This window comes from Pseudomonas sp. 65/3-MNA-CIBAN-0223, from assembly GCF_040310425.1.
GTDB classification, from domain to species: domain Bacteria; phylum Pseudomonadota; class Gammaproteobacteria; order Pseudomonadales; family Pseudomonadaceae; genus Aquipseudomonas; species Aquipseudomonas gregormendelii.
This window is the reverse complement of the sequence record NZ_JBEOPV010000011.1, coordinates 158,188-181,344: the sequence shown is the minus strand read 5'-3', so window position 1 is coordinate 181,344 and position 23,157 is coordinate 158,188. Positions and strand designations below refer to the sequence as shown.

The following is a 23,157-nucleotide window of genomic DNA, read 5'->3' as shown; positions in this document are numbered from 1 at the left end:
AAAGCCCATGCAGAACATGTTTGATCGCCTGGTGGCGCTACTCGATGCCCACGCCGCCACCTATCGGGTGTTGATGCACGATGCCGAGGGGCAGTCGGCGCGGGTCGCCGAACTGCGTGGCACCGAACCCGGCCAAGGCGCCAAAGCCATGCTCTGCGCGCTAAAGGGTCAGGCCGAACCCTATGCCTTGGTGATACTGCCAGGGGATCAGAGGCTCGATATGAAGAAAGTCGGCGCGGCCCTGGGCGGAAAAAAAGCCGAGCTGGTCAACGCGCAAACGGCCATGCAACTGACCGGGTGCAGGATCGGCGCCATCCCTCCGTTTACCTTCGATGAGCGGATTCAGTTGATCGTCGACCCGTCCCTGACCACGGGCTACGGCGAAATCGCCTTCAACGCCGGTCGGCTGGATGCATCAATGGTGCTCGATACGCAGGATTACCTGTCGATTGCCAAACCCCGGTTGGTGGATATCCGCCAGGGTTGAACACCGGTGGGCAGGGTTGCGACGAAAGCCGAGAACGCCGCAAGGTGTCAGGTGTTATGCGTTATCGTTAGCAACCATTGCGAGCAAGCTCGCCTGCAAGGACCTGAGCCCACCATGAAATTCGACCTCGCCTACTGCCTCAGCCTCGACACCAAGCTGTCGATCTATGACGTGCGCGATTTGAATTTCGACGAGATGATGGCGTTCGATTCCGCCAAGGAACACTTCCAGTGCCCGAACGACGCTTGCCGGGCGGCATTTGATGCGGCGAATGTGTTGACGACGTTCAACGCCAAAAACGTGAACTACGTTCGCACCCCGCATTTCAAGAACACACCCGGCACCCGCCATGTCGCAGATTGCCCTTACGTCAGTCTCAAGTCGGCGGCGCCAGGGGTAGACGGGGTGGAAGGAGATGACAGTCGGGAGGAACATTTCCCATCCGAGCTGTTACTCACTCGGCGGCAGTACGTGCGTAAACCGCCGAGCCCGGCGTTGGCTCCGGATGCAGTGCGCGACGCTGCGAAAGCACCTTCGGCCGCTGACCATGGCGAACACCCAACCAACGATTCGGCACCGGACAAGACCACGGTCTTCGCGCACCCGGTGGAGTGTTTTGTCTCTAACTTCGGCGACAAGGAACTGCTCAAGCGCACTCCGCTCAAGATTGGCGAGCACACCGCGCCTTATGGCTCGTTCTTCAAGAAGGTCGAATACCTGCAGGACAATCAGGGCTTGATCTACTGGGGCAAGATCAAGGAGATCAAGGATTACACCCAGAGCTTTCGCATCGATTTCGAACAGAAGGTCTGGTTCAAGCAAGCGGACGAGGCGAAGAAGAAGCCCTATTCGGTCAACGTTTACCTGAGCAAGAAATTGATCGAGAACTACCGCAAGCGCAAAGTATTTCTGCAAGAGATCAAGCACGCGATCGACAGCGATAAAGAGCTGTTTTGTTTTTTCTACGGGGTGACGCCGGAATTGAAGCAGGTACCGAGCAAGAAAAACCCCGAGCAGACGTTCGGGGTTTTCACTGCGAACATCGAGAACCTGGACCACTTCATTATTCGGGAAGCGCCGGGGCTGGCTGAGAAGTAATCAGTCTTGTCGAAGCTGGCGCTCCGCAGGGGCGATCGGGAAGCAATAATCTTTGCGGGTTCTGTTGCTTCTCGGGGTGTCCGCCGTTCGTCTGGCCGAATGAGCCGAAAGTGTAAAAAACGAAAAATGAATTTGATCCGGGCGCAAAACAACTGTACAAAAACACAGTAGATCAAAAACAGCACTCTCGAGCCCGGAGAACACCATGGCCTCTCAAGCGATCAAAATCACCCTGGAACGCATCGCCCTTTTCCAATTCACCCCCGCCCACTGCGCCCAGGCCCGGGCCATGCTGGATTGGAGTATCGAAGAGTTGTCCCGGGAGTCCGGGGTGTCGGTGGAGGCCATTCAACGATTCGAGAATCAGCAGCCGGTGCTGGATGTCACGCGGCTGGCGTTGGCCTATCGGTTTGAGTCGGAAGGGTTGGCGTTCTTCCCGGGTTTTGCTCCGGGTCGGGGAATGAATGTGCGCGGGTCGACGCCCAATCCAGTGGGTCGGGCGGATTATGCGATGGTTGAGTGAGCGATCAGCATTGACGAATATCCCAATATAGGTATATTTTTATATGAGCACAAGGAAGTCGCTCCTGTGGGCTCGTGCGGTCTACACGGTGAGATTTGGCAATGCCATCTACGTACTGCACTGCTTTCAAAAAAAGTCATCTACGGGAATTAAAACGGCGCAGAGCGACGTCGAATTAATCAGAACGAGACTCCAGGCGGCGCAGGCTCACGCAAAAGGATCGAAGAATGATTGAAATTGAAAAAAGCAGCGGCAACGTTTACGAAGACCTCGGGACACCCGAAGCCAGTGAAATGCAGGTCAAATCCCAGTTGGCGGCGAAGATTGGCGAGATCATCAAGGCCCGGCATTTGACCCAAATTCAAGCGGCCGAAATTCTAGGGCTGACTCAGCCTAGGCTTTCGGAAATGCTGCGAGGAAAGTTTCGTGGCATCAGCGAGTCCAAAATGATGGACTGCCTGTTATTACTCGGGCGAGATGTGCAGATCGTTATCAAGTCAGCCCCCAATTCAAGGAAAGAGGGCCGAATTGAAGTGGTATTCGCCTGAAGACTACACATTCACCAACCGTACGATGACGGAGGGTCAGTGACAGAACTCACTGATTCGCCAGCCGGCCCAGACGGACCAGAACTGCAATCATCACCGTTCCTCAAATCACGTACGAATCCTCACTTCAAGCCGTAGCTTTTACCCCGGGCTTTGTTGATTCTGGTAAACCGGCTGCTCGACTTCGTACCACCAGGCTTCCCCGCGGGAAGGTTGCTTCAGGTTAAACGCCTCCCCCATCTGCGGGGTGGTTATCGAAACACTGCGCTCCCAGGCCAATGCCATGATGCGGTCGAACGGTTCGTACCAGGCATGCATCGACAAGTCGAAAGTACCGTTGTGGATCGGCAGCAGCCAGCGCCCTTTGAGGTCGATGTGCGCCTGCAGGGTTTGCTCAGGCTGCATGTGCACATGCGGCCACTCGACGTTGTAGGCGCCGGTTTCCATCAGCGTCAGGTCGAACGGGCCGTGCTGCTCACCGATGCGCTTGAAGCCATCGAAGTACCCACTGTCGCCGCTGAAAAAGATCCGCGTATCGGCGTCGATGATCACCCATGAAGCCCATAGCGTACTGTTGCCATCGAACAGGCCACGGCCGGAAAAATGTTGCGACGGCGTGGCGATGAACTGGATGCCGTCGACCTCGGTACCTTGCCACCAGTCCAGTTGTCGCACCTTGCTGGCATCGACTCCCCACTTGATCAGTGTGTCACCCACGCCCAGCGGGGCCAGGAAATAGTTGGCCTTGCTCGCGAGCCGGAGCACGGCCTGATAGTCCAGGTGATCGTAATGATCGTGGGAGAGGATCACCGCTTCGATCGGCGGCAGTGCTTCGAGGCTGATCGGCGGTTGATGAAAGCGCTTGGGCCCGGCCCATTGCACGGGCGATGCGCGTTCGGCGAACACCGGATCAGTAATCCAGAATTTGTCGCGCATTTTCAGCAATACGGTCGAGTGGCCAAGGCGGTAGACGCTGTGATTGGGTGCAGCGATCAGCGCCTCGCGGGTCAGCGGCTGCACCGGCACCGCGGCGGCTGGGCGGGTGTTGCGCGGTTTGTGGAAGATCATGTTCCACATGATGCGCAGCATCTTGCGCAGGCCTTCGCGCTGGACGGGGGCATGGTTGCGAAAGAGCCCTTCGACCTGACGGGAAGATTCAGGTTCGCGAACCGTGTCTGAATCAGAGATGGCCATAAAAAACTCCAGAACGAGCGCAAACGATTGCGTGTTGGCTCGGTGAACCGGGATGAATGGCCAAGCATGCACGCATCAGCCAGAGATCTATTTTTTACCAGCGCAGGATTAACACAACATTACACTGCACGGTGTAGTTTCAAGGTTGCATCAAAGCCGATCACAAGTAAACTGCTGAGTGTAATTCTTCTCTCTTCCTGCCGAAGCGTACTTATGACAGCTCCAAAGCGCCTGACCGATCGAAAACGCGAAGCCATCATCCAGGCTGCCATTGCCGAATTCCGCGCCAACGGTTTCGACATCACCAGCATGGACAAGATTGCCGCGACGGCGGACGTGTCAAAGCGCACGGTGTACAACCACTTCCCGAGCAAAGAGGAATTGTTTGCCGAGATCCTCAATCAGCTGTGGGCCCGGGTCACTGCCGAACAGGATGTGGCGTACCAGCCCGACGAGCCCCTGCGCGGCCAGATGCGCCAGTTGCTGATGGCAAAGATGCACACGCTGGGGGATGAGAATTTTCTAAACCTGGCGCGCGTCGCCATTGCTGCCACCCTCCATTCCCCCGAGCGCGGTCAGGACATGGTTGCGCGCATGAACGAGCGCGAGGGAGGCCTGACGGTGTGGATTCGTGCAGCACAGGCGGATGGTCGCCTGAAGCCGGTCGACCCGGCCTTCGCCGCGCATCAGATACAAGGCATGCTCAAGTCATTCGCGTTCTGGCCACAGATCTCCCTGGGTTTGCCGAGCCTTGAGGCCGCGATGCAGGACCAGGTGGTGGATTCGGCCCTGGACATGTTCCTGGCCTGTTATCAGCTGGCATAAATGACAAGGTCTGACCGCTGGTCAACGTTTCGCTGACGCTGCATGAAACTTCGCGATGTGTTTCAGAATGAAACCGGCGCCAGCGCTATAGTGTGCCTCTGTCCTAACGACCCGCAGAGAGCACCATGACCACGACGACTGATTCCAAACCCGCGGCCCCTGTCGATCACCTGCGGTTCCACCGCCGTCATGCTCACCTCGCCCCGACCTTTGGCAACGACAAGTTCGCCCTGCGCGCCGAGGCATTCGCGCGGTTCTTCGGTACCCCGACCTTTCTCGGCGCACAGACGCTGATCGTAGTGCTGTGGGTGTGCCTCAATGTATTTGGCGTGGCGCACTTCGATCTTTATCCGTTCATCCTGCTCAACCTCGCGTTCAGCCTGCAGTCAGCCTACGCCGCACCCTTGATTCTATTGGCCCAGACTCGCCAGGCAGCACGGGACAAAGCCCAGTCGGATGCCGACGCCCAGCACCGCGAAGCACTGGCGGTGGCCAACACCGAGCGCCAGGCACAGGCGGCGCACAACTCCGCGCAGTTATTGGAATTGCTGGAACAGAACACTCGCCTGACCGAGATGACAAAAGCGCTGACCGAGCGCATCGAGAACCTGACTTCGCAAATGCACCAGCACCTTGTGCTCGAGCACCCGCCAACTAACAATTGATGTGGCGCCTGGTCGGGCCACTTCGTCGGAACGCCTCACCCCTGCACAAGACTGCGCTGCGCCAAAATCTCCGGCACTTCCCTGCGGTTCATGTACACCCGCAACGGTTCGGTGACGTTGATCCGGTCATCGATGTTCTGATCCAGCAATAACTGAATCGACTCCCGGTTGAGCGTCATGCCCTCCCCCGGCCCAGGCGACCAGACGAACTCACTCACAGGAATAATGCCGTCATCCGCCACGTCCATGCCGAAGGAATCTTCGCTGAAACGTACGATGTATTGGCCGGTTTTGCGGTTGAGGCCGACGAAACCCTTGAGCTGGTCGGCGGCCTGGCAGATGAGCTGGGAAGTGATGCGCATATAAACCTCACAACAAGTGATCGATGGTTTACACGCAAGGCGGGTGCACGGGTTTCCCTCTGCCGGGGAAACTGCCGTGGCCAAGAGTACTGCAAAGAAGCGCACAAATGCGCTGAAAAGAATGGCTTTAAACAGGTTTATGTCGGTCTGGCGATAGCGCTGTCGGCGCTCAGTTGTTAAAAGGGACGTCTTTGAAAACTGCGAAAGGACCTCGACCATGGCTGTCACCTTCACCCAAAGCGCTCTGCTGCTGAGCGTGCTGCTCGGTCTCGGCCAGGCACAGGCCGCCAGCGAGCCAAGCCCTAAGGCGCTGGCTACCCGCATGGGTATACCGCACCCTGCGGTGATTGCGCACCGCGGCGCGTCATTCGATGCACCAGAATCCACCGCCGCCGCCTACAAGCTGGCCCGCGACCTGGGCGCCGATTATCTCGAGCTGGACCTGCAGCGCAGCAAAGACGGCGTACTCTTCGCCCTGCACGACGACAACCTGCAACGCACCACCGACGTAGCCAGCAAGTTTCCCGAGCGCAAGGATAGCCCGGCCAACGCCTTCACCCTCGCCGAGCTGAAAACTCTCGACGCCGGCAGCTGGTTCAACAAGGCCTACCCGGACCGCGCTCGCTCCTCATTCGTCGGCCTGCAGATCCTGACCCTCGACGAAATCATCGATATCGCCCAGGGCAATCCGTTGCACAAGCCGGGCCTGTACATCGAGACCAAGGAACCGAAGCAGTTTCCAGGGCTGGAACGTGATTTGAAGGACAAGCTCCAGGACCGCGGCTGGCTGAGCCCCGCTGGTTCAAAGCTGGCAAAGAGCCCACTGGCCGTCGGCCAGGGCAAAGGCAAGGTGGTGCTGCAGACGTTCGAGAAGAGCAGCCTGGAACTGCTGGAAAAGGAAATGCCCCAGGTGCCGAAGATCTTGTTGCTGTGGGTCGGCCCGGGCAGCATCGAGCCGAAGTCCAAGGTGACCTTCGCTGAATCCGGCGACAAGGACAAAGCCACCTACTACGCCAAACAGGAACCCAAGAGCAAAGCCGAATTCCAGCAATGGGTCGAGTACGCTAAATCTGCCGGCGCCATCGGCACCGGCCCTTCTGCGGCGCTGACCAAGGGCGGTGACCAGAGCTACTCCGATCTGGTGCAACCGTGGATGAACCAGTACACCCACGATCAGGGATTGCTGGTGCACGTCTACACGATCGACGATGCGGTGGATTATCAGAAGGTCACGGATGCGGGGGTTGATGGCATCTTCACCAACCGCGCCAGTGAGCTGCTGAAGTTCTACAAGCGTCCAGCGGCGGCGAGTGTTGGGCAGTTGTTGCAGAATAATGGGTATTGAGTTGGGACCGAGGTGACTGCGTCGCGGGCAAGCCTTGCTCCCACACAAGTCTTGCTTCTGCAAAAACAGGGGAATTAAGCCTGAATTAAGTTGCCACAGTTAATCTGGTTCCACTTAAACAGCTCATCCAAGGAAAGAACCTAATGAAAACTTTGACTGCTCTCTTTACTGCTGCTGCTCTGACCCTCACCGCTGGCCTGGCCCAGGCTGACGATGTTCCGATGGATCAGATCCCGCAACTGGTCAAGGACAAAAAGATCAAGCCACTGGAAGAACTGAACCAGATCGTGATGAAACTGCACCCAGGCGCCACCATCACCGATAGCGACCTGGATAACCACTTCAACGGCTACGAGTACGAAGTCGAACTCAAAGACGCCAAAGGCGTTGAGTGGGACGTCGACTTGAACGCTGCGACCGGCGAAGTTCTGAAGAACAAACAAGACGACTGATTAACCAAACCAAAAGCCGCACGATTTCACGATCGTGCGGCTTTTTGCTGTTCCGAAAAAACTACGCACTCAGGCGCGCCGTCACTTCATTCAACTGCCCGGACAAACCGTGCAGGTTGTGGCTGGCCGCTTCAGTACGCTGCACGTTATCCAGATTGGTGCTGGCAATGCTGGTGATCTCGGTCAGGTTCCGCGAAATGTCCTCGGCCACTGAGGTCTGCTCTTCGGCAGCCGTAGCAATCTGGCGATTCATGTCGCGGATCGCTTCCACCGCCAGGGTGATACGTTCAAGCATGGCGCCAGCCTGGGTAACTTGCGCAACGCTTTCCTCACTGCGGGACTGGCCACTCTCGATTGCATGAGCCGCATCCACCGCACCGGTTTGCACCGTCTGTATGATCTGGTTGATTTCGATAATCGACGCCGCCGTGCGCTGGGCCAGGCTGCGAACTTCATCGGCCACCACGGCAAAACCGCGTCCTGCTTCGCCAGCCCGTGCGGCTTCGATCGCGGCGTTGAGCGCCAGCAGGTTAGTCTGCTCGGCGATGCCGCGAATCACTTCCAGAACCTTGCCGATACGCCCGCTGTCGGTTTCCAGCTGGCGAATGACCGTCGCGGTATTGGCAATTTCACCACGCATCAAGGTGATGGTCTGAATGGTGCCCTGCATGACTTTTTCGCCCTGCTGGGCTGACTGGTCGGCGTCGTCGGCAGCACGTGCTGCGTCGGCTGCGTGACGCGCAACTTCCTGGGCGGTAGCGGACATTTCGTTCATCGCCGTCGCCACCTGATCAGTGCGGTTGAACTGTTCATTGGTGCCACCGGCCATGAGGCTCGCGATCGACTTCAACTCGCCGCTGGCGCTGTCCAGGTCCGACGCACTGCGCTGCAGACGACTAAACGTATCGGCGAGAAAGTCGCGCAGGGTATTGGCCGCAACGGCGAGCTTGCCCAACTCATCCTGACGGGTGCTGGCCACTCGTTCGGCAAAACGCCCCTGGCTGAGTTGCGCCACGTAGTCGATCAATTTGCGGATCGGCTCAACCAGGTTGCGGTTGACCAGCCACAGGCTCAACAGGCCGATCAACAGACCCGAGACCAGCATCACCACGAGGCCCAGCAACACGGTGCGATCGGCAGTGGCGCTGATCACTGTCGACTGCTCAGTGCCCTGCTTACGCAGCTCGCTGACCAGTTCGCTCATCTGCTCGCTGGCGGCACGGTCGACACCTTTGACCGCGGCGTCCCCCACCGTCGGATCAGCACCCGCCGCCACATAGGCATCGCGTCCCGTCTGGTAAGCGGCGCCCAGCTGGCGATGCTCATCGCGCAGACGTTCGATGCGCGTCTTCAGTTGCGGTTCGATGCCCTTCTGCCCGGCCAGTTCACCGAGAATATTCTGCACGTCGTGCTGGCGGTCCTCGAACTGCTTCCAGTACTTGGCCAGTTCAGCCGGTTGCTTGCCACGCAGCAGGACGTTTTTCCATTCCTGTACCTGCACCTTGAATTGCAGGTTGGCTTCGTCGATCAACTGCGAAGTGTGCAAAGGACCTTCGATGAGATTGGCGTAGCTCTGAACGCCGCCAGACAAGAAGTGAAAGCAGGACAGCGCGATCAGCAACATCGCCAGCAGGCTGCCGCTCAACAAAGCGAGGATTTGTGCTCTCAGGGATTTTTGCAAAAACATCGAGTGGTATCTCATGGCAGGGATAAGACACGCCAGGCAGGCGTGCAAGATGTCCGGACATCCCTGTCGGCGACGCAGGTCCACGACCTTCATCGCAATAGAACCAGCTACCCGTCATCGGCGCGCCAGAGCCTTTCTTTAGCGATTTAGACCAATGGCGCACGAGAATCATCCATCATCAAAACGTCATAAAATGGTAATAATTCAGCGCCATGCTGCGGCTTAAGTGTTCCTGTAAAACTTTGCAACATTCGCCTCCCGCAGCGAGAGCTCATGAACCACAGCATCGATCACAGCCATCGCGACCAGGACCTGTTCGGTCTACTGTACGGTTTCAGTTTTCGGCCCGGCGAGCCTGGCCGAGAGATCGATTCGGCCCAGGCGCTGCAGTGCCTGCAGCAGCCCCAGGACAGCGAAGAATTCCTCTGGCTGCACCTGAACCTGGCACACGCCGCCTGCGAGCGCTGGATGAAAAGCCATCTGGAATTGCCCGATGAGTTTTTCGAAGCCCTTCACGAAGGCTCGCGATCAACGCGCATCGAGCATGTGGATTCAGCGCTGCTGGCGGTGGTCAACGACGTGGTATTCAACCTCAGCAGCATGGTGTCCTCCGATGTGTCGACGCTGTGGGTCTGCGCCCGCAGCCGGCTGATCATCAGCGCGCGCCTGCAACCCTTGCACTCGGTGGACAAGCTGCGCTCGTCGGTCAAAGCCGGTGAGCGCTTTCGTTCGCCCCTGGAGTTACTCGTGCATCTGCTACGCGATCAAGGTGAAGTGCTGACCCAGATCGTGCGGCGCACCAGCCTGAGCGTTGATCAGATTGAAGACGAACTGCTGTCCTCGCGACTGTCGACCAACCGCGCCGAACTGGGCGCCAACCGTCGGGTGCTGGTGCGTTTGCAGCGCTTGCTGGCACTGGAGCCGGGTTCATTGCTGCGCTTGCTAAATCGACCGCCGCAGTGGTTGCAGAAGGAAGACGTGAAGGAGTTGCGCAAGTCCACGGAGGAGTTCGCGTTGATTATTAACGACCTGACCGCGCTGGGTGAGCGCATCAAATTGTTGCAGGAAGAAATCGCCGCCAATCTCAACGAGCAAAGCAACCGCACGTTGTTCACCCTGACCGTGGTGACGGTGCTGGCACTGCCGATCAACATCATTGCCGGTTTTTTTGGCATGAACGTGGGAGGGGTGCCGCTGGCAGGAGATCCGCAGGGATTCTGGATTCTGGTGGCGCTGGTGGCCACCTTCACCGTGATTGCCGGGCGCTGGGCTTTTCGCAAGCGGCAGGATTATTAAGATCAACGGCGCCCGCAAAAACCCATAACCCTGACCTGAAGCAGGCTCCCTGTAACATTTAGCAACGATCATGGGCGACACTCCTCCCCCTCAGGATTGTCCCCGTCATGGCTACTCCCTCCTACAGCGCCAAAGCCCCGGCTTCCGCTGGTAGCGCCAGAGCGCAGTTCGATAAAAAACCCGGCCTGTTCACCCTGGTGATTTTCTTCGGCGTGCTGGCCAGCGGGCTGTTGTTCACCGCCTACAGCCTGATGCATGACATGCAGGAACTGGGCACCGTGGTCACCACCTGGACCCCGTTTCTGCTGCTCGGCGTCGCGCTGCTGATCGCTTTGGGTTTCGAGTTCGTCAACGGTTTCCACGACACCGCCAACGCGGTGGCTACGGTGATCTACACCAATTCGCTGCCACCGAATTTCGCCGTGGCCTGGTCCGGCTTTTTTAACTTTCTGGGGGTACTGTTATCCAGCGGCGCGGTGGCGTTCGGCATCATCGCCCTGCTGCCCGTGGAGCTGATTCTGCAGGTGGGTTCTTCGGCCGGCTTCGCGATGATCTTCGCCCTGCTGATCGCCGCGATCCTGTGGAACCTCGGCACCTGGTGGCTGGGGTTGCCGGCGTCTTCTTCGCACACGCTGATCGGCTCGATCATCGGTGTCGGTGTGGCCAATGCACTGATGCACGGGCGCGACGGCACCAGCGGCGTGGACTGGGCGCAGGCGACCAAGATCGGTTATGCGCTGCTGCTTTCGCCCCTGGTCGGTTTCGGTTTTGCCGCCCTGTTGCTGCTGGCGTTGCGCGCCTTCGTGAAGAATCGTTCGCTGTACAAAGCGCCGCAAGGCAACACGCCACCGCCCTGGTGGATTCGCGGCCTGTTGATCCTGACCTGCACCGGCGTGTCCTTTGCCCACGGCTCCAATGACGGGCAGAAAGGCATGGGCCTGATCATGTTGATTCTGGTGGGTACGCTGCCCATGGCCTATGCGTTGAACCGCACCATGCCGGCGGACCAGGCCCTGCAATTTGCCGCCGTAGCGGAGGTGACCCAGCAAGCCCTGGTACGCAGCTCGCCGCAGCCAGCCCCGGCAGACCCGCGGCCGATCCTGTCCGATTACGTACGCAGCAAGGAAGTGACGCCGCAATTGATCCCCGCCCTCGCCGCCCTGACTGGCAACATTGGCAACGAGGTGAAGGGCTACGGCTCGCTGTCGAAAGTCCCGGCGGAGGCCATGGGTAATGTGCGAAACGACATGTACCTGACCAGCGAAACCATTCGCCTGATGGACAAGAACAAGGTGGGCAATTTTGACGCCGACACCTCCGGCAAGCTGCAGTTGTTCAAGCAACAGATCGACAACGCCACGCGCTTTATTCCGCTGTGGGTGAAAATCGCCGTGGCCATCGCGTTGGGGCTGGGGACCATGGTCGGCTGGAAGCGCATCGTGGTGACCGTTGGCGAGAAGATCGGCAAGACGCACCTGACCTACGCCCAGGGCGCCTCGGCAGAAACCGTGGCGATGCTGACCATAGGCGCGGCGGATATATTTGGACTGCCGGTGTCGACCACCCATGTGCTGTCCTCGGGGGTGGCCGGGACCATGGTCGCCAATGGTGGCGGGTTGCAGATGAAGACTATCCGCAATTTGTTGATGGCGTGGGTGCTGACGTTACCGGCGGCGATTTTGTTGTCGGGAAGTTTGTATTGGTTGTTCACAAAACTGTTTTGAGGCCGCGGCATAACCCGTATCTGATGCCGCGCACAACCCGTAGGAGCTGCCGAAGGCTGCGATCTTTTGATTTTAAAGACAAGATCAAAAGATCGCAGCCTTCGGCAGCGCCTACAAGGGGCGTGTCAGGCTTGGCACGCCCGACGCAGCAGCACACGCTCGCGAATCACGTCATACACCCAGTGATAAACGTAGGTGTACGGCAGGAAGAACAGCAGCACGCCGATGTCCAGGACAAAAGCCTGCCACAGGCTGATATCCAGCCACCAGGCAATCAACGGCACGCCAAGCGCCACCAGCCCGCCTTCGAACAGCAGCGCATGCACCACCCGAACCCAGGCTGTACGCACGATCGCAAGTCGTGTCAGTAAACGGTCAAACATGCCGTTGAACAGCACGTTCCAGGCCAGCGCCAGGGCCGCGATGGCCATCGTGACGACGCCCATGTCGAGCATCGGCTTATCCATGACCCACGCCAGCAACGGCGTACAGATGACAATGGCCAGCAGTTCAAAACCTACCGCCTGGACTACACGTTCTGTAATGGATTTGTCGGTGCTCATGACCTGACTCCTTGAGTGACTGTGGTTGCCATGATCCACCACCACCCCGATACTTCATAACCAATAACCATCGATCAAGGCGATAGCTCATGCCCTCCCACGAAGTGTTGCTGGCGTTTGTCCAGGCAGCCACTCAAGGCTCGTTTTCCGCAGCGGCGCGCAAGCTTGGGCGCAGCCAGTCGACCATCAGCGCTGCCGTGGCCAGCCTGGAAATCGACCTCAACCTGACCTTGTTCGATCGCAGCAGCCGCAAACCCGGCCTGACACCAGCCGGGCATGTGATGCTGCAACGGGCCGAAGAGATCCTGGCGGCCACCAGTCGCCTGGAAATGACCGCCAGTCAGCTGTCACAAGGAGTTGAGGCAAAGCTCACCGTGGCGATCTCCGATACCTACCAGTCCGACCGGTTCGAGGCGGCGTTGAGGGCATTTGAGCAGCGTTACCCGGATCTGGAGCTGGAGTGCCTGATTGCCGAGTGCGATGACCTGGTGGCACTGGTCCAGCGCGGTCGGGCGCATGTGGCGTTTGCCGAGAAGCAAGACAGCTACCCACCGGACCTGGTCAGTTCGACGGTCGAGGAGCAAACGGAAATTGCCCTGTTTGTCTCGCGCAAACATCCGCTGGCGCAGCTCAGCCCTATCGATCAGGACCTGCTGCAGCAGCATCGTGAACTGCGTCTGGCGACCATCGTCAATCCGTATGAAAGCCGGGCCAAGGGCCGAGTGTGGTCGGCGCCCAGCTACCTGATGCTGCTGGAAATGGCCCAGGGCGGGTTCGGCTGGGCGCCATTGCCGCGCTGGCTGGTGGGACGATTTGGTGCGGGAGAGCTGGTGGAATTGAAGGTGCGCGGCTGGCCGAAACCGCTGTTTGTTGATGCGCTGTGGTCGCGGCTGCATCCGCCGGGGCCGGCGGGGAGTTGGTTGTTGGGCAAGATGTTGGAATGAGAGCAAAAGATCGCAGCCTTCGGCAGCTGCTACAGGGGGATCGCATTTCAAAATGTAGGAGCTGCCGAAGGCTCGGGCCGCGATCGGACGATCTTTTGCTAATCCAACCCCCGCAACCGCTCCTGCAGAAACCGCCGTTCCGGCACCTGCCGGGTCAATTCCAGCGCCCGTAAATACGCCGCCCGAGCCTCCTCTACCCGGCCCAACTGCCGGCAAAACTCGGCGCGGGCCGAATGCGCCAAGTGGTAATCCAGCAGTTCACCGCGCTGCAGAATCCCGTCGATTTGCGTCAACCCCACCAATGGCCCATCCCGTTGTGCCAGCGCCGCCGCACGATTCAGCTCGACCACGGGCGACGGCACCGCCCGCAGCAACACGTCGTACAAACCCACGATCTGTGGCCAATCCGTATCCGCCGCAGTTGCCGCCTCGGCGTGCACCGCCGCAATCGCCGCTTGCAGGCAGTAAGGACCAAACCGTCCGCCGGCCAAGGCGCGCTCGATCAAGCCGCAGCCTTCGGCGATCAGCCCGGCATCCCACAGCCCGCGATCCTGCTCGTCCAGCACAATCAACTCGCCGTCAGCAGAAGTTCGTGCCGGCCGGCGGGATTCATGCAGCAGCATCAGCGCCAGCAGCCCCATCACTTCCGGCTCGGGCAGCAGTTCCATCAACAGACGGCCCAGGCGAATGGCTTCGCGAGTCAGATCCTCGCGGGTCAACTCATCACCGACAGACGCCGAGTAGCCTTCGTTGAACACCAGGTAAATCACCCGCAACACGCTGTCGAGGCGCTCGGGCAATTCCGTCAGGGTCGGCACCTGGTAGGGGATTTTCGCGTCACGGATCTTCGCCTTGGCCCGCACGATTCGCTGGGCAATGGTGGCGGGAGCCACGAGGAACGCCCGGGCAATTTCTTCCGTGGTCAGGTCGCAGACTTCCCGCAGCGTCAGCGGCACCTGCGCGTCGGCGGCGAGTGCCGGGTGACAGCAGGTGAAAATCAGCCGCAGGCGATCGTCTTCCACTTCCTCGCCACTCCAGTGCGCCTGCTCCAGTTCTTCCAGCTGCGCGATCAACAGGGGGCGAGAGGCGTTGAACCGGGCACGCCGACGCAACACATCAATAGCCTTGAAGCGTCCGGTAGACACCAGCCAGGTCCGTGGATTATCCGGCACGCCGTCCCGTTGCCAGCGCTCGACCGCGACGAAGAACGCTTCGTGCAGCGCCTCTTCAGCCAGGTCGAAATCCCCGAGCAGGCGAATCAGTGTCGCCAGGATTCGCCGCGAGTCTTCCCGGTAAACCTGCTCGACCCGAGCGCTGACGGCGGCGCCAGGCATCAGTCCGGCATGCCTTCGGTCACCAGCGTGACCAGTCGATCCAGGCTCTGCCCCCAACCATCGTGAAAGCCCATGGACTCGTGCGCCTGGCGGTCTTCTTCCGACCAATGCATCGCCCGCGCCGTGTACAGCGTCTTGCCATCACGTTCCTCCAGCGTCACCTGAGCCGACATGAAAGGTTTGCCCGAAGGGATCCAGCCGGGGATAAACGCGTCGGTAAACACCAGCCGCTCGGGCGCGACGATTTCCAGAAACACCCCCTGGGTCGGGTATTCGGCACCGTCCGGGGCGCGCATCAGGGTACGAAATTGCCCGCCCACCCACAGGTCCATTTCGCATTCGGGCGTGGTCATGCCGTGGGGTCCCCACCACTGGGTGAGCAAGGCCGGCTCGGTCCAGGCGCGGAAAATCTTGCGCCGCGGGGCATCGATCAGGCGGCTGATGGACAACTCGAAAGCCGCAGGTTTTTGTTGAAGGGCATGCGGACTCATGAAGGATCTCCTGTTGTGATTGTTATTCAGGGATTCAACTGGCGAACGGGGCGCACCTCGACACAGCCGACCCGGGCCGCCGGGATATTTCCGGCGACCTGCAAGGCTTCATTAAGGTCCCGTGCATCGATCAGATAGAAGCCGGCCAACTGCTCCTTGGTTTCGGCAAACGGGCCGTCGGTGATCGACACCTTGCCGTTGCGCATGCGCACGGTGGTGGCGGTCTGCACCGACTCCAGCGCCTCGGCCGCGATCATCCGGCCGCTGCCCTGGATCGACTCGGCATAGGCCATGCACTCTTCGTCTTTGGGGCTCTCTGGCAGCGAATGCAGTTCACGCTCGTTGCTGTAGACCAGGCATAAATACTTCATGGCGCACTCCCGGATCGAACGGATCAACTATGGCTCAGTTTGGCGCCCAGGCGCCCTTTCCCGACGACCAGCCCACGCATCAGGGCTGCAAATCGAACAGCATCGCGCCGCTGGCCATGTCGAACGGTGCCGACCAGTGTTCATGCACGATGCGCCATTGCCCCGCGTCGCGACGGTAGCAGGCGGTGACACGCATCCAGCAGGCCTGGGTCTCGCCCTTCTCGTTAGTGCCGCCGCAATGGGCCAGCCAGTGGGCGAAGGCAATGTGCTCGTCGGCGACGATGTTGACGTGATCAAAGTCGAAGGTGTGCGGCCCCGGGCACATCTCCATGCACGCCAGCCAATGCGCGCGGTAGGCGGCCTTGCCGCGAAATTGCAGGGCCTTGACCGCATCGTAGGAGACGACGTCATCGGCATACAGGGCCATGATTTTCTCCACATCCTTGCCGATCACTGCCTGGCGGTAGGTGTCGATCAGGGTCTGGATTTCGGTGGTAGCAGTCATGAGCGTGCTCCGTGGTTGTTGTTGTGAAGACACCCTTAGTCGTCCGGTGGAATGCCAAATCGACAGTCCAAATAAAAATAAACCCTGCGCGCAAAATCGCTAGAATCCGGAAATCATTTGTGATGGAACAAGGACTCTCCAGTGACAGCTCAACTCGTGCCTTATGAAACCCTGACGACGCTCCAGCGCCAGCAGGTCGAGGCCATTGAAGTTCATCCGCAGCAGATCAGGTTCAGCGGCGATATCCACGGCGCGCTGCACTCCCTGCTGTCCAAGCCAGGCCCGGGAGTGAAGGGATTTGCCCTGCTGGTCGAAGGTGTTCCCGTCGCCTTTCTGCTGCTCAAACGCCCGCCGGTCCTGCCTGCCTGGGCCAATGAACACAGCGCCACCTTGCATGCCTTGCAGGTCGATCAACGGGCGCAAGGCAAGGGTTACGGCAAGGCGTGCCTGCAGGCCCTGCCCCAGGTTGCGCGCCAGGCCTGGCCGCAAATCAGGGGGCTGGAACTGTCGGTGGATGCGGACAACACCGCGGCGATCGCGCTGTATGCCCGGTTTGGCTGGGTCGACAGCGGCGAAGCCTATCGGGGCCGGATCGGCTATGAACGGCGAATGGGCCTGGTTTTCGAGGAGTCTGGTCATGCTCAACAGCATTGAAGAACTGGAGGCGCTGTACGGCCTTCCCCACGATCGCGCCGTGCGCAAGCAGATTCCCTTCCTCAACGAGGACTACCAGGCGATGGTCCGCGCTTCGCCGCTGGTGATCATCAGCTCGGTAGGCCCCGACGGCATGGATGGCTCGCCGCGGGGCGATACGCCCGGTTTTGTGCGCATCATCGATTCGCAGACCCTGGCCATCCCCGACCGCCCCGGCAATAATCGCATCGACACGCTGCGCAATGTGGTGCTGGATTCAAGGGTGTCGCTGCTGTTCATCATCCCGGGGATCGGCGAGACATTGCGCGTTAACGGCACGGCGCAAATCAGCGCCGAACCGCAGTTGCTGGAGAGTTTTGCGGTCAACGGCAAGCCGGCGCGCACGGTGATGCTGGTGACCGTGGACGCGGCGTATTTCCATTGCTCGAAGGCGATAGTGCGCTCGGACCTGTGGAACCCGGACAAATACCTGGATCGCTCGGCACTGCCGACGGCCGGGGCGTTTCACAAGCGGTTGAATGATGGGGCGTTTGATGCCGAATCGTATGACCGGGAAGCGCCGGCGCGGGTCAAGGACAGTCTTTACTGACTCAAACATCCCCCCGTAGGAGCTGCCGAAGGCTCGGGCCGCGATCGGACGATCTTTTGATCTTGTTTTTAAAGATCAAGATCAAAAGATCGCAGCCTGCGGCAGCTCCTACGGGGGGGACCGAAGATCAGGGTCAAAAGATCGCAGCCTTCGGCAGCTCCTACAGGGTCAGGGTCATCTCATGCCACGCCATTCCGCCATGGTCCGACGCCGATGGCTTGATGTAGGCAAACCCGAAACCGGCGTACAGCGGGATATGCCGCTCCTTGCACATCAGGTGAATGCTCGCCTTGCCCAGCCCGCGCATCCTTTCGATGAACTCGCCCAGCAACATTTTCGCCAGGCCCTGCCCCTGATAATCCGGGTGCACCACCACCGACATGATCACCACGTTAGGCCCTGCCGGATCGTGGCCGATCAGTTCCTTGAAGGCCTCGTCCGACATCTGCACTTCAAACGCCGCACCGGAATTGATGAAACCGGCGACCACGCCATCCACCTCGGCGACGATGAAACCCTCAGGCCAGGTGGCAATGCGGGTCGCAATCTTTTCCCGGGTCGCGGCCTCATCGCCCTCGTAGGCGAGGGTTTCAATGGCGTAGCAGCGGTCCAGGTCAGCAGGCGTGACGAGGCGGATAACAGGGGTCATGACAACTCGATTTCGGCGATGAAAGGGCTGCAGATAATAGATTATTGCGGCTTGAGTGGCAGCCAGATTTCCAGCGAACCGGTGTTCAGTGTCGGGTTGAAGTCGGCACTGTAGCGTTCGAATTCCGGCGCATCCGCCGCCTCGCGCCCGGAACCTGGCAACCAGGCTTTCCAGATGTACTGGAACGTCTGGGGCAATCTGTCCAGCGAACCTTTGTGCTCGAATACTGCGTATTGCTGGGGCTGAACCTCGACCCAGCGGTATTTCTCGGGCAAATCATCGAGCTTGCTGATCTCGACGCCGGCAATGTACTCGAAGCCGCCCTTGCCATCGGGATTGCAGCAGATGCCGTAGGTCACTTCGCCCTTCTGACCCGGAATGTTGCCAATCTCGGGGATGAATTTTTCCCAGAGATCGGGGATGCCAGCCGTAGTGTCCTGGGTGAACCGCCCGCCAAGCCCTGCGATCAACAGGAAGTGCCCATGCTCGAAGCGAGGTTCAGTTATTTCCACGGTTTTTTGCTCGTCCATGACTCGACTCCTGGAAGGTAAAAAGTGGGTTCGGCTGGGAGTATAGAAGCCAAACCCGATTCGCCAAATCACAGCGCGTGCAACTGCTCGACCGCGCCGCCGCCGATAAACTCGTTGTAGCCCGATAGAATCACATACACCGCGAAATAGCAGAAGATCGCTGCAGATGCCATGTAGGAGTAACGCAGCAACTTATCGCCCAACAGTTTGCCGCCATGGCTCGCCGCGAAGCACAGGCCACCACTCCACAGCAGCCCGGCGCAGAAGAAGCCCCCCAGGAACAACGCCGACCCGAGCGGGCCACCGGCACCCGAACGCGCGATCAGGGTGCCGCCTACTGCGGCAAACCAGAGGATGGCACTGGGCGACGACATGGCCAGGAAGATCCCGCGCAAGAACTCCTTGCGATGGGAGTTCTGCCCCACCTCGGCCGCTTGTGCCAGCACCGCTTCGTGGTGAATGGCCGAATAGATCATCTTCGCCGCAAAGTACATCAGCAGCGCCGAGCCGCCGATCCACAACACCCAGCGCACGGTCTCGTACTGCAGCAAAACGGTCATGCCAGCCAGTGCCAGCACGGCGTAGATCAGGTCGCCGACGCAGGTTCCCAGGCCCAGGGCAAACCCTTGAAAATAGCCGCGCTGCATCGCCAGGGTGATCATCGCGATGTTGGCCACGCCAATGTCCAGGCACAGCGAAAGGCTCAGCAAGAAGCCACTGGTGAATTCCATCGAACGGTTTCCTTCGGAAAATTTTGTTTACAAAGCCGCTGGACAGTTTGCCACAGCTGCCCTTACATTCCGCCACAGGCCACCGCAGTGGCCAACGTCGCTCGGACGGTTCCGGGCGCTTACGTTATCCGAGGCAACAATGGCCGAACAAGGTTCGCCGCGCCGCTTTGCGCGCATAGATCGACTCCCCCCCTATGTTTTCAACATCACCGCCGAGCTGAAAATGGCCGCCCGGCGTCGTGGCGAAGACATTATCGACTTGAGCATGGGCAACCCCGACGGGCCGACACCGCCGCACATTGTCGAGAAACTGGTCACCGTTGCCCAACGCGAAGACACCCACGGTTATTCCACGTCCAAGGGCATTCCACGCCTGCGCCGGGCGATTTCCAATTGGTACAAGGATCGCTATCAGGTCGACATCGACCCGGAAACCGAAGCCATTGTCACCATCGGCTCCAAGGAAGGCCTGGCGCACCTGATGCTGGCCACGCTGGATCAGGGCGACACCGTGCTGGTGCCGAACCCCAGCTACCCGATTCACATCTACGGTGCCGTGATTGCCGGCGCCCAGGTGCGCTCGGTGCCGCTCATTCCGGGTGTGGATTTTTTCGCCGAACTGGAGCGGGCCATTCGCGGCTCGATTCCAAAGCCGAAGATGATGATCCTGGGTTTTCCATCCAACCCCACCGCCCAGTGCGTGGAACTGGATTTCTTCGAGCGGGTGATCGCCCTCGCCAAACAGTACGACGTGCTGGTGGTACACGACCTGGCTTACGCCGACATCGTCTACGACGGCTGGAAAGCCCCCTCGATCATGCAGGTGCCGGGCGCCAAGGACATTGCGGTGGAGTTTTTCACCCTGTCCAAAAGCTACAACATGGCCGGCTGGCGCATCGGTTTCATGGTCGGTAATCCGGAGCTGGTCAACGCCCTGGCGCGGATCAAGAGCTACCACGACTACGGGACCTTCACCCCGCTGCAAGTAGCGGCCATCGCCGCGCTTGAGGGGGATCAGCAGTGCGTCAAGGACATCGCCGAGCAATACCGGCAGCGGCGTAACGTGCTGGTCAAAGGCCTGCATGAATTGGGCTGGATGGTGGAAAACCCGAAAGCGGCGATGTACGTCTGGGCCAAGATTCCAGAGGCGTATGCGCACCTGGGTTCGCTGGAGTTCGCCAAGAAGTTGCTCGCCGAGGCCAAGGTCTGCGTCTCGCCGGGCGTGGGGTTCGGTGAATACGGCGATGATCACGTGCGCTTCGCCCTGATCGAAAACCTGGACCGGATCCGCCAGGCCGTGCGCGGCATTCGCGGGATGTTCCGCGCCGATGGGCTGGCCAGCAAAACCAGCGGCTGACGCCTGACCCGCCCCCCGACCCCACCCCCTGCCCACAAAAAAACCGCATTGCTGCGGTTTTTTTGTGCCTCAAACAGCGCTTACACGAACATCGACAACAGTAGGATAAAGCCCAACGCCACCACGGACAGGATGGTCTCCATCGCGGTCCAGGTCTTGAAGGTTTCTGCCACAGTCATGTTGAAGTACTGCTTCACCAGCCAGAAACCGGCGTCGTTGACGTGGGACAGGATCAGCGAACCGGCGCCGGTGGCCAGCACGAGCAGCTCACGGTTCACGCCCGGGATCATGCCCACCACCGGCACCACGATGCCTGCACCGGTGATGGTCGCCACGGTGGCCGAGCCTGTCGCGATACGGATCACCGCAGCCACCAGCCAGGCCAGCAGGATCGGCGAGATCTGCGCGTTGACCGCCATGTGGCCGATCACGTCACCCACCCCGCTGGTCACCAGCATCTGCTTGAAGCCACCACCTGCACCAATGATCAGAATGATCGCGGCCGTCGGCGCGAGGCTGGAATCGAGCAATTTGAGAATCTGGTTGGAACCGATGCCCTGGCGGTGGCCGAAGGTGTACAGCGACAGCAGCAACGCCAGCAGCAGCGCCGAGATCGGGTGACCGATCAGGTCCATGAACGAGCGGAAGAAGTTACCTTCAGGCAACACGACATCGGCGAAGGTCTTGAGCAGCATCAGGAACACCGGCAGCAGCACGGTGATCAGGGTAATGCTGAAACTTGGCAGTTCTTTGGCGTCCGGCTCCCGCGCCAGCTGATCCACCAGTTCCTGATTGGGATGACCGGGAATGTACTTGGCAATAAAGGTGCCGTAGATCGGCCCGGCAATGATGGCGGTTGGCAGCGCCACGATCAGCCCGTACAGGATGGTTTTGCCGATGTCGGCACCGAACACACCGATCGCCAGCAACGGGCCCGGGTGCGGTGGCACCAGGCCGTGCACGGCTGACAGGCCGGCCAGCAGCGGGATACCGATCTTGATGATCGATACACCGGTGCGCCGCGCGACGATGAACACCAGCGGAATCAGCAGCACGAAGCCGATTTCAAAGAACAGCGGGATGCCGACCAGGAAGGCGGCGAACATCATCGCCCACTGCACCTTGTCCTTGCCGAATGCGCGAATCAGGGTCTGGGCGATCTGGTCCGCCCCGCCGGATTCGGCCATCATTTTGCCGAGCATGGTGCCCAGCGCCAGGATGATCCCGACAAAACCCAGCACCCCGCCGAAGCCGTCCTGGAATGCCTTGATGATGGTGCCGATCGGCATGCCCGAGGTCAGGCCGAGGAATGCTGCGGCAATGATCAGGGCGATGAACGGGTGGAGTTTGAACTTGGTGATCAGGACGATAAGCCCGATCACCGTGACCACTGCATCAAGCAGCAGGAACGTCTCGTGGGACATGCCAAACATTAGGGGTGTCTCCTGGTTGTTGTTGTTATTAAAGCGGGTAATTCGCAAGCCATCAGGACAGCGCTATCTTTTCGCACAACACTCATACGGCGAGCTTCAGGCCATGTTCCAGCCACCAGCGGTGTGCTTGAACGGCCAACTCGTCGACGCTATGGCTGGATGCATCCAGCGCCAGGGTCAGCGGTTCGCCCTTGGGCGACTCGAGCGTGGCGAACTGGCTGTCGATCAGGGTCGACGGCATGAAATGCCCCGGGCGGTGCGACACACGCTCGGCGGCCACTTCAGGGGTCAATTCGAGAAACACAAAACCCAGGCCTGGCAGCGCACTGCGCAATACTTCGCGATAGCTGTGCTTGAGGGCCGAGCAGGTCAATACCGGGCGTTGGCCCTGGGCGTCGACCCGGCGCAGTTCATCGCACAGGCTGTCGAGCCAGCCGGCACGGTCTTGATCATTGAGGGGGATGCCCGCGCTCATCTTTTCGATGTTGGCAGCAGGATGGAAAGTGTCGCCTTCGATGGCCGTTGCGCCGCTGAGCTGGCACAGCGCTTCGCTGACGCAGGTTTTGCCGCAACCGGCAACGCCCATGATGACCAGGGCGGTGATGGGATGATTCATGTAACACCTCAGCACGCAGACAGCGCTACCTTTGCCAGCTTTGACACTGGTTCAAAAGCAGAAGTTGCCGACGCCTTCTTGTCATTTTTGTGGGTTGCAACATTTCGTACCCAACGCCGAGAAGCGAGGTTCAGGCAAAACTCGCTTACGCATTTGCAGCTGCTTCGGGACAGCGCTACCTTAG

General features: G+C 59.7%; 28 protein-coding genes and 1 pseudogene. 15 read left to right on the top strand and 14 right to left on the bottom strand.

Translation table 11 applies throughout. The annotated features are described in order from the left end of the window. Nucleotides 1-7: 7 nt before the first annotated feature. The 5 genes from AAEZ09_RS16020 to AAEZ09_RS16000 all read left to right on the top strand — a co-directional run bounded on the left by AAEZ09_RS16020 (nt 8) and on the right by AAEZ09_RS16000 (nt 2,656). On the top strand, nt 8-487 hold the full coding sequence (locus tag AAEZ09_RS16020) for a YbaK/prolyl-tRNA synthetase associated domain-containing protein (protein WP_082069214.1): 480 nt from the start codon (nt 8-10) through the stop codon (nt 485-487). A gap of 114 nt (nt 488-601) precedes the next feature. Next, the gene (locus AAEZ09_RS16015) at nt 602-1,585 is read left to right on the top strand and encodes a hypothetical protein (RefSeq protein WP_350600011.1); all 984 of its coding nucleotides are present in this window, start codon (nt 602-604) and stop codon (nt 1,583-1,585) included. Nucleotides 1,586-1,790: 205 nt separating this feature from the next. Further along, on the top strand, nt 1,791-2,108 hold the full coding sequence (locus AAEZ09_RS16010) for a helix-turn-helix domain-containing protein (RefSeq protein WP_045060746.1): 318 nt from the start codon (nt 1,791-1,793) through the stop codon (nt 2,106-2,108). Nucleotides 2,109-2,151: 43 nt separating this feature from the next. Next, nucleotides 2,152-2,343 carry a type II toxin-antitoxin system RelE/ParE family toxin gene (locus AAEZ09_RS16005; protein ID WP_502947582.1) on the top strand — a complete coding sequence of 64 codons (192 nt, stop codon included), beginning with the start codon at nt 2,152-2,154 and terminating at the stop codon, nt 2,341-2,343. Then, nucleotides 2,336-2,656 (top strand): helix-turn-helix domain-containing protein, encoded by a 321-nt coding sequence (locus AAEZ09_RS16000; protein WP_350600010.1) that lies wholly within the window; start codon nt 2,336-2,338, stop codon nt 2,654-2,656. The genes AAEZ09_RS16005 and AAEZ09_RS16000 overlap by 8 nt, the downstream gene beginning before the upstream one ends. 141 nt (nt 2,657-2,797) lie before the next feature. Here the strand turns inward: AAEZ09_RS16000 and AAEZ09_RS15995 are convergent, their stop codons facing one another. Continuing rightward, on the bottom strand, nt 2,798-3,850 hold the full coding sequence (locus tag AAEZ09_RS15995; protein WP_350600009.1) for an MBL fold metallo-hydrolase: 1,053 nt from the start codon (nt 3,848-3,850) through the stop codon (nt 2,798-2,800). A 213-nt stretch (nt 3,851-4,063) separates the two neighbouring features. On the opposite strand from AAEZ09_RS15995, the gene AAEZ09_RS15990 reads away from it, so the two are divergent. Beyond that, a complete protein-coding gene (locus tag AAEZ09_RS15990) occupies nt 4,064-4,675 on the top strand; it encodes a TetR/AcrR family transcriptional regulator (RefSeq protein WP_205892660.1) in 612 nt (203 codons plus the stop codon). Between the two features lie 125 nt (nt 4,676-4,800). Continuing rightward, entirely contained in the window at nt 4,801-5,340 is a 540-nt protein-coding gene (locus AAEZ09_RS15985) for a DUF1003 domain-containing protein (protein ID WP_045060741.1), read from the top strand. 35 nt (nt 5,341-5,375) lie between these two features. On the opposite strand, the gene AAEZ09_RS15980 is transcribed toward AAEZ09_RS15985, so the two are convergent. Next, nucleotides 5,376-5,702, bottom strand: a complete 327-nt coding sequence (locus tag AAEZ09_RS15980; protein ID WP_045060740.1) for a DUF2025 family protein — start codon at nt 5,700-5,702, stop codon at nt 5,376-5,378. Nucleotides 5,703-5,919: 217 nt separating this feature from the next. On the opposite strand from AAEZ09_RS15980, the gene AAEZ09_RS15975 reads away from it, so the two are divergent. Beyond that, a complete protein-coding gene (locus AAEZ09_RS15975; RefSeq protein WP_350600008.1) occupies nt 5,920-7,047 on the top strand; it encodes a glycerophosphodiester phosphodiesterase in 1,128 nt (375 codons plus the stop codon). A 143-nt stretch (nt 7,048-7,190) separates the two neighbouring features. Next, complete coding sequence (locus AAEZ09_RS15970) at nt 7,191-7,499, top strand: PepSY domain-containing protein (RefSeq protein WP_045060738.1); 309 nt, start codon at nt 7,191-7,193, stop codon at nt 7,497-7,499. Nucleotides 7,500-7,560: 61 nt separating this feature from the next. On the opposite strand, the gene AAEZ09_RS29490 is transcribed toward AAEZ09_RS15970, so the two are convergent. Together AAEZ09_RS29490 and AAEZ09_RS29485 are read right to left on the bottom strand one after the other, a co-directional pair. Continuing rightward, nucleotides 7,561-8,265: a methyl-accepting chemotaxis protein gene (locus AAEZ09_RS29490; RefSeq protein WP_442963632.1), complete on the bottom strand. Its 705-nt coding sequence runs from the start codon at nt 8,263-8,265 to the stop codon at nt 7,561-7,563. Between the two features lie 228 nt (nt 8,266-8,493). Beyond that, nucleotides 8,494-8,604 (bottom strand): annotated as a pseudogene (locus tag AAEZ09_RS29485) (hypothetical protein); the annotation flags it as partial. Nucleotides 8,605-9,459: 855 nt separating this feature from the next. On the opposite strand from AAEZ09_RS29485, the gene AAEZ09_RS15960 reads away from it, so the two are divergent. Both AAEZ09_RS15960 and AAEZ09_RS15955 read left to right on the top strand, forming a co-directional pair. After that, entirely contained in the window at nt 9,460-10,482 is a 1,023-nt protein-coding gene (locus AAEZ09_RS15960) for a transporter (RefSeq protein WP_045060736.1), read from the top strand. 107 nt (nt 10,483-10,589) lie between these two features. Continuing rightward, on the top strand, nt 10,590-12,206 hold the full coding sequence (locus AAEZ09_RS15955; RefSeq protein WP_350600006.1) for an inorganic phosphate transporter: 1,617 nt from the start codon (nt 10,590-10,592) through the stop codon (nt 12,204-12,206). A 125-nt stretch (nt 12,207-12,331) separates the two neighbouring features. Here the strand turns inward: AAEZ09_RS15955 and AAEZ09_RS15950 are convergent, their stop codons facing one another. Then, on the bottom strand, nt 12,332-12,769 hold the full coding sequence (locus AAEZ09_RS15950) for a multidrug/biocide efflux PACE transporter (protein WP_350600005.1): 438 nt from the start codon (nt 12,767-12,769) through the stop codon (nt 12,332-12,334). A gap of 89 nt (nt 12,770-12,858) precedes the next feature. Between AAEZ09_RS15950 and AAEZ09_RS15945 the strand changes: the two genes are divergently transcribed. After that, nucleotides 12,859-13,713, top strand: coding sequence for a LysR family transcriptional regulator (locus AAEZ09_RS15945; RefSeq protein WP_045060733.1), 855 nt, complete (start codon nt 12,859-12,861; stop codon nt 13,711-13,713). 98 nt (nt 13,714-13,811) lie between these two features. Here the strand turns inward: AAEZ09_RS15945 and AAEZ09_RS15940 are convergent, their stop codons facing one another. From AAEZ09_RS15940 to AAEZ09_RS15925, 4 genes are all read right to left on the bottom strand, one after another. Next, nucleotides 13,812-15,047 (bottom strand): RNA polymerase sigma factor, encoded by a 1,236-nt coding sequence (locus AAEZ09_RS15940; protein ID WP_350600004.1) that lies wholly within the window; start codon nt 15,045-15,047, stop codon nt 13,812-13,814. Further along, complete coding sequence (locus AAEZ09_RS15935; protein ID WP_205892668.1) at nt 15,047-15,538, bottom strand: SRPBCC family protein; 492 nt, start codon at nt 15,536-15,538, stop codon at nt 15,047-15,049. Before AAEZ09_RS15935 ends, AAEZ09_RS15940 begins: the two co-directional genes overlap by 1 nt. A gap of 26 nt (nt 15,539-15,564) precedes the next feature. Next, nucleotides 15,565-15,909 carry a YciI family protein gene (locus tag AAEZ09_RS15930; protein ID WP_045060730.1) on the bottom strand — a complete coding sequence of 115 codons (345 nt, stop codon included), beginning with the start codon at nt 15,907-15,909 and terminating at the stop codon, nt 15,565-15,567. 79 nt (nt 15,910-15,988) lie between these two features. Beyond that, entirely contained in the window at nt 15,989-16,414 is a 426-nt protein-coding gene (locus tag AAEZ09_RS15925) for a YybH family protein (RefSeq protein ID WP_045060729.1), read from the bottom strand. 141 nt (nt 16,415-16,555) lie between these two features. Here AAEZ09_RS15925 and AAEZ09_RS15920 point away from each other — a divergent pair, with 141 nt between their 5' ends. Continuing rightward, entirely contained in the window at nt 16,556-17,068 is a 513-nt protein-coding gene (locus AAEZ09_RS15920) for a GNAT family N-acetyltransferase (RefSeq protein ID WP_045060728.1), read from the top strand. Next, entirely contained in the window at nt 17,052-17,657 is a 606-nt protein-coding gene (locus AAEZ09_RS15915; RefSeq protein WP_045060727.1) for a pyridoxamine 5'-phosphate oxidase family protein, read from the top strand. Before AAEZ09_RS15920 ends, AAEZ09_RS15915 begins: the two co-directional genes overlap by 17 nt. A 160-nt stretch (nt 17,658-17,817) precedes the next feature. Here AAEZ09_RS15915 and AAEZ09_RS15910 read toward each other — a convergent pair whose 3' ends face one another. The 3 genes from AAEZ09_RS15910 to AAEZ09_RS15900 all read right to left on the bottom strand — a co-directional run bounded on the left by AAEZ09_RS15910 (nt 17,818) and on the right by AAEZ09_RS15900 (nt 19,567). Continuing rightward, nucleotides 17,818-18,306 (bottom strand): GNAT family N-acetyltransferase, encoded by a 489-nt coding sequence (locus AAEZ09_RS15910; protein ID WP_205892670.1) that lies wholly within the window; start codon nt 18,304-18,306, stop codon nt 17,818-17,820. Between the two features lie 41 nt (nt 18,307-18,347). Beyond that, complete coding sequence (locus AAEZ09_RS15905; protein ID WP_350600003.1) at nt 18,348-18,836, bottom strand: GyrI-like domain-containing protein; 489 nt, start codon at nt 18,834-18,836, stop codon at nt 18,348-18,350. Between the two features lie 68 nt (nt 18,837-18,904). Next, entirely contained in the window at nt 18,905-19,567 is a 663-nt protein-coding gene (locus tag AAEZ09_RS15900; protein WP_350600002.1) for a LysE family translocator, read from the bottom strand. 139 nt (nt 19,568-19,706) lie between these two features. Here AAEZ09_RS15900 and alaC point away from each other — a divergent pair, with 139 nt between their 5' ends. Continuing rightward, on the top strand, nt 19,707-20,924 hold the full coding sequence (gene alaC, locus AAEZ09_RS15895; RefSeq protein ID WP_045060723.1) for an alanine transaminase: 1,218 nt from the start codon (nt 19,707-19,709) through the stop codon (nt 20,922-20,924). 80 nt (nt 20,925-21,004) lie between these two features. On the opposite strand, the gene AAEZ09_RS15890 is transcribed toward alaC, so the two are convergent. Then, nucleotides 21,005-22,357, bottom strand: coding sequence for a GntP family permease (locus tag AAEZ09_RS15890; protein WP_350600001.1), 1,353 nt, complete (start codon nt 22,355-22,357; stop codon nt 21,005-21,007). An 82-nt stretch (nt 22,358-22,439) separates the two neighbouring features. Beyond that, nucleotides 22,440-22,973, bottom strand: coding sequence for a gluconokinase (locus AAEZ09_RS15885; RefSeq protein WP_350599999.1), 534 nt, complete (start codon nt 22,971-22,973; stop codon nt 22,440-22,442). Between the last annotated feature and the right edge of the window lie 184 nt (nt 22,974-23,157).

Bases quoted from the DNA above. Each gene is read 5' to 3' on its own strand.
- AAEZ09_RS16020 (WP_082069214.1), top strand. From the start codon at position 8: ATGCAGAACATGTTTGATCGCCTGGTGGCGCTACTCGATGCCCACGCC.
- AAEZ09_RS16015 (WP_350600011.1), top strand. From the start codon at position 602: ATGAAATTCGACCTCGCCTACTGCCTCAGCCTCGACACCAAGCTGTCG.
- AAEZ09_RS16010 (WP_045060746.1), top strand. From the start codon at position 1,791: ATGGCCTCTCAAGCGATCAAAATCACCCTGGAACGCATCGCCCTTTTC.
- AAEZ09_RS16005 (WP_502947582.1), top strand. From the start codon at position 2,152: ATGAGCACAAGGAAGTCGCTCCTGTGGGCTCGTGCGGTCTACACGGTG.
- AAEZ09_RS16000 (WP_350600010.1), top strand. From the start codon at position 2,336: ATGATTGAAATTGAAAAAAGCAGCGGCAACGTTTACGAAGACCTCGGG.
- AAEZ09_RS15995 (WP_350600009.1), bottom strand. From the start codon at position 3,850: ATGGCCATCTCTGATTCAGACACGGTTCGCGAACCTGAATCTTCCCGT.
- AAEZ09_RS15990 (WP_205892660.1), top strand. From the start codon at position 4,064: ATGACAGCTCCAAAGCGCCTGACCGATCGAAAACGCGAAGCCATCATC.
- AAEZ09_RS15985 (WP_045060741.1), top strand. From the start codon at position 4,801: ATGACCACGACGACTGATTCCAAACCCGCGGCCCCTGTCGATCACCTG.
- AAEZ09_RS15980 (WP_045060740.1), bottom strand. From the start codon at position 5,702: ATGCGCATCACTTCCCAGCTCATCTGCCAGGCCGCCGACCAGCTCAAG.
- AAEZ09_RS15975 (WP_350600008.1), top strand. From the start codon at position 5,920: ATGGCTGTCACCTTCACCCAAAGCGCTCTGCTGCTGAGCGTGCTGCTC.
- AAEZ09_RS15970 (WP_045060738.1), top strand. From the start codon at position 7,191: ATGAAAACTTTGACTGCTCTCTTTACTGCTGCTGCTCTGACCCTCACC.
- AAEZ09_RS29490 (WP_442963632.1), bottom strand. From the start codon at position 8,265: ATGTCCGCTACCGCCCAGGAAGTTGCGCGTCACGCAGCCGACGCAGCA.
- AAEZ09_RS15960 (WP_045060736.1), top strand. From the start codon at position 9,460: ATGAACCACAGCATCGATCACAGCCATCGCGACCAGGACCTGTTCGGT.
- AAEZ09_RS15955 (WP_350600006.1), top strand. From the start codon at position 10,590: ATGGCTACTCCCTCCTACAGCGCCAAAGCCCCGGCTTCCGCTGGTAGC.
- AAEZ09_RS15950 (WP_350600005.1), bottom strand. From the start codon at position 12,769: ATGAGCACCGACAAATCCATTACAGAACGTGTAGTCCAGGCGGTAGGT.
- AAEZ09_RS15945 (WP_045060733.1), top strand. From the start codon at position 12,859: ATGCCCTCCCACGAAGTGTTGCTGGCGTTTGTCCAGGCAGCCACTCAA.
- AAEZ09_RS15940 (WP_350600004.1), bottom strand. From the start codon at position 15,047: ATGCCTGGCGCCGCCGTCAGCGCTCGGGTCGAGCAGGTTTACCGGGAA.
- AAEZ09_RS15935 (WP_205892668.1), bottom strand. From the start codon at position 15,538: ATGAGTCCGCATGCCCTTCAACAAAAACCTGCGGCTTTCGAGTTGTCC.
- AAEZ09_RS15930 (WP_045060730.1), bottom strand. From the start codon at position 15,909: ATGAAGTATTTATGCCTGGTCTACAGCAACGAGCGTGAACTGCATTCG.
- AAEZ09_RS15925 (WP_045060729.1), bottom strand. From the start codon at position 16,414: ATGACTGCTACCACCGAAATCCAGACCCTGATCGACACCTACCGCCAG.
- AAEZ09_RS15915 (WP_045060727.1), top strand. From the start codon at position 17,052: ATGCTCAACAGCATTGAAGAACTGGAGGCGCTGTACGGCCTTCCCCAC.
- AAEZ09_RS15910 (WP_205892670.1), bottom strand. From the start codon at position 18,306: ATGACCCCTGTTATCCGCCTCGTCACGCCTGCTGACCTGGACCGCTGC.
- AAEZ09_RS15905 (WP_350600003.1), bottom strand. From the start codon at position 18,836: ATGGACGAGCAAAAAACCGTGGAAATAACTGAACCTCGCTTCGAGCAT.
- AAEZ09_RS15900 (WP_350600002.1), bottom strand. From the start codon at position 19,567: ATGGAATTCACCAGTGGCTTCTTGCTGAGCCTTTCGCTGTGCCTGGAC.
- alaC (WP_045060723.1), top strand. From the start codon at position 19,707: ATGGCCGAACAAGGTTCGCCGCGCCGCTTTGCGCGCATAGATCGACTC.
- AAEZ09_RS15890 (WP_350600001.1), bottom strand. From the start codon at position 22,357: ATGTTTGGCATGTCCCACGAGACGTTCCTGCTGCTTGATGCAGTGGTC.
- AAEZ09_RS15885 (WP_350599999.1), bottom strand. From the start codon at position 22,973: ATGAATCATCCCATCACCGCCCTGGTCATCATGGGCGTTGCCGGTTGC.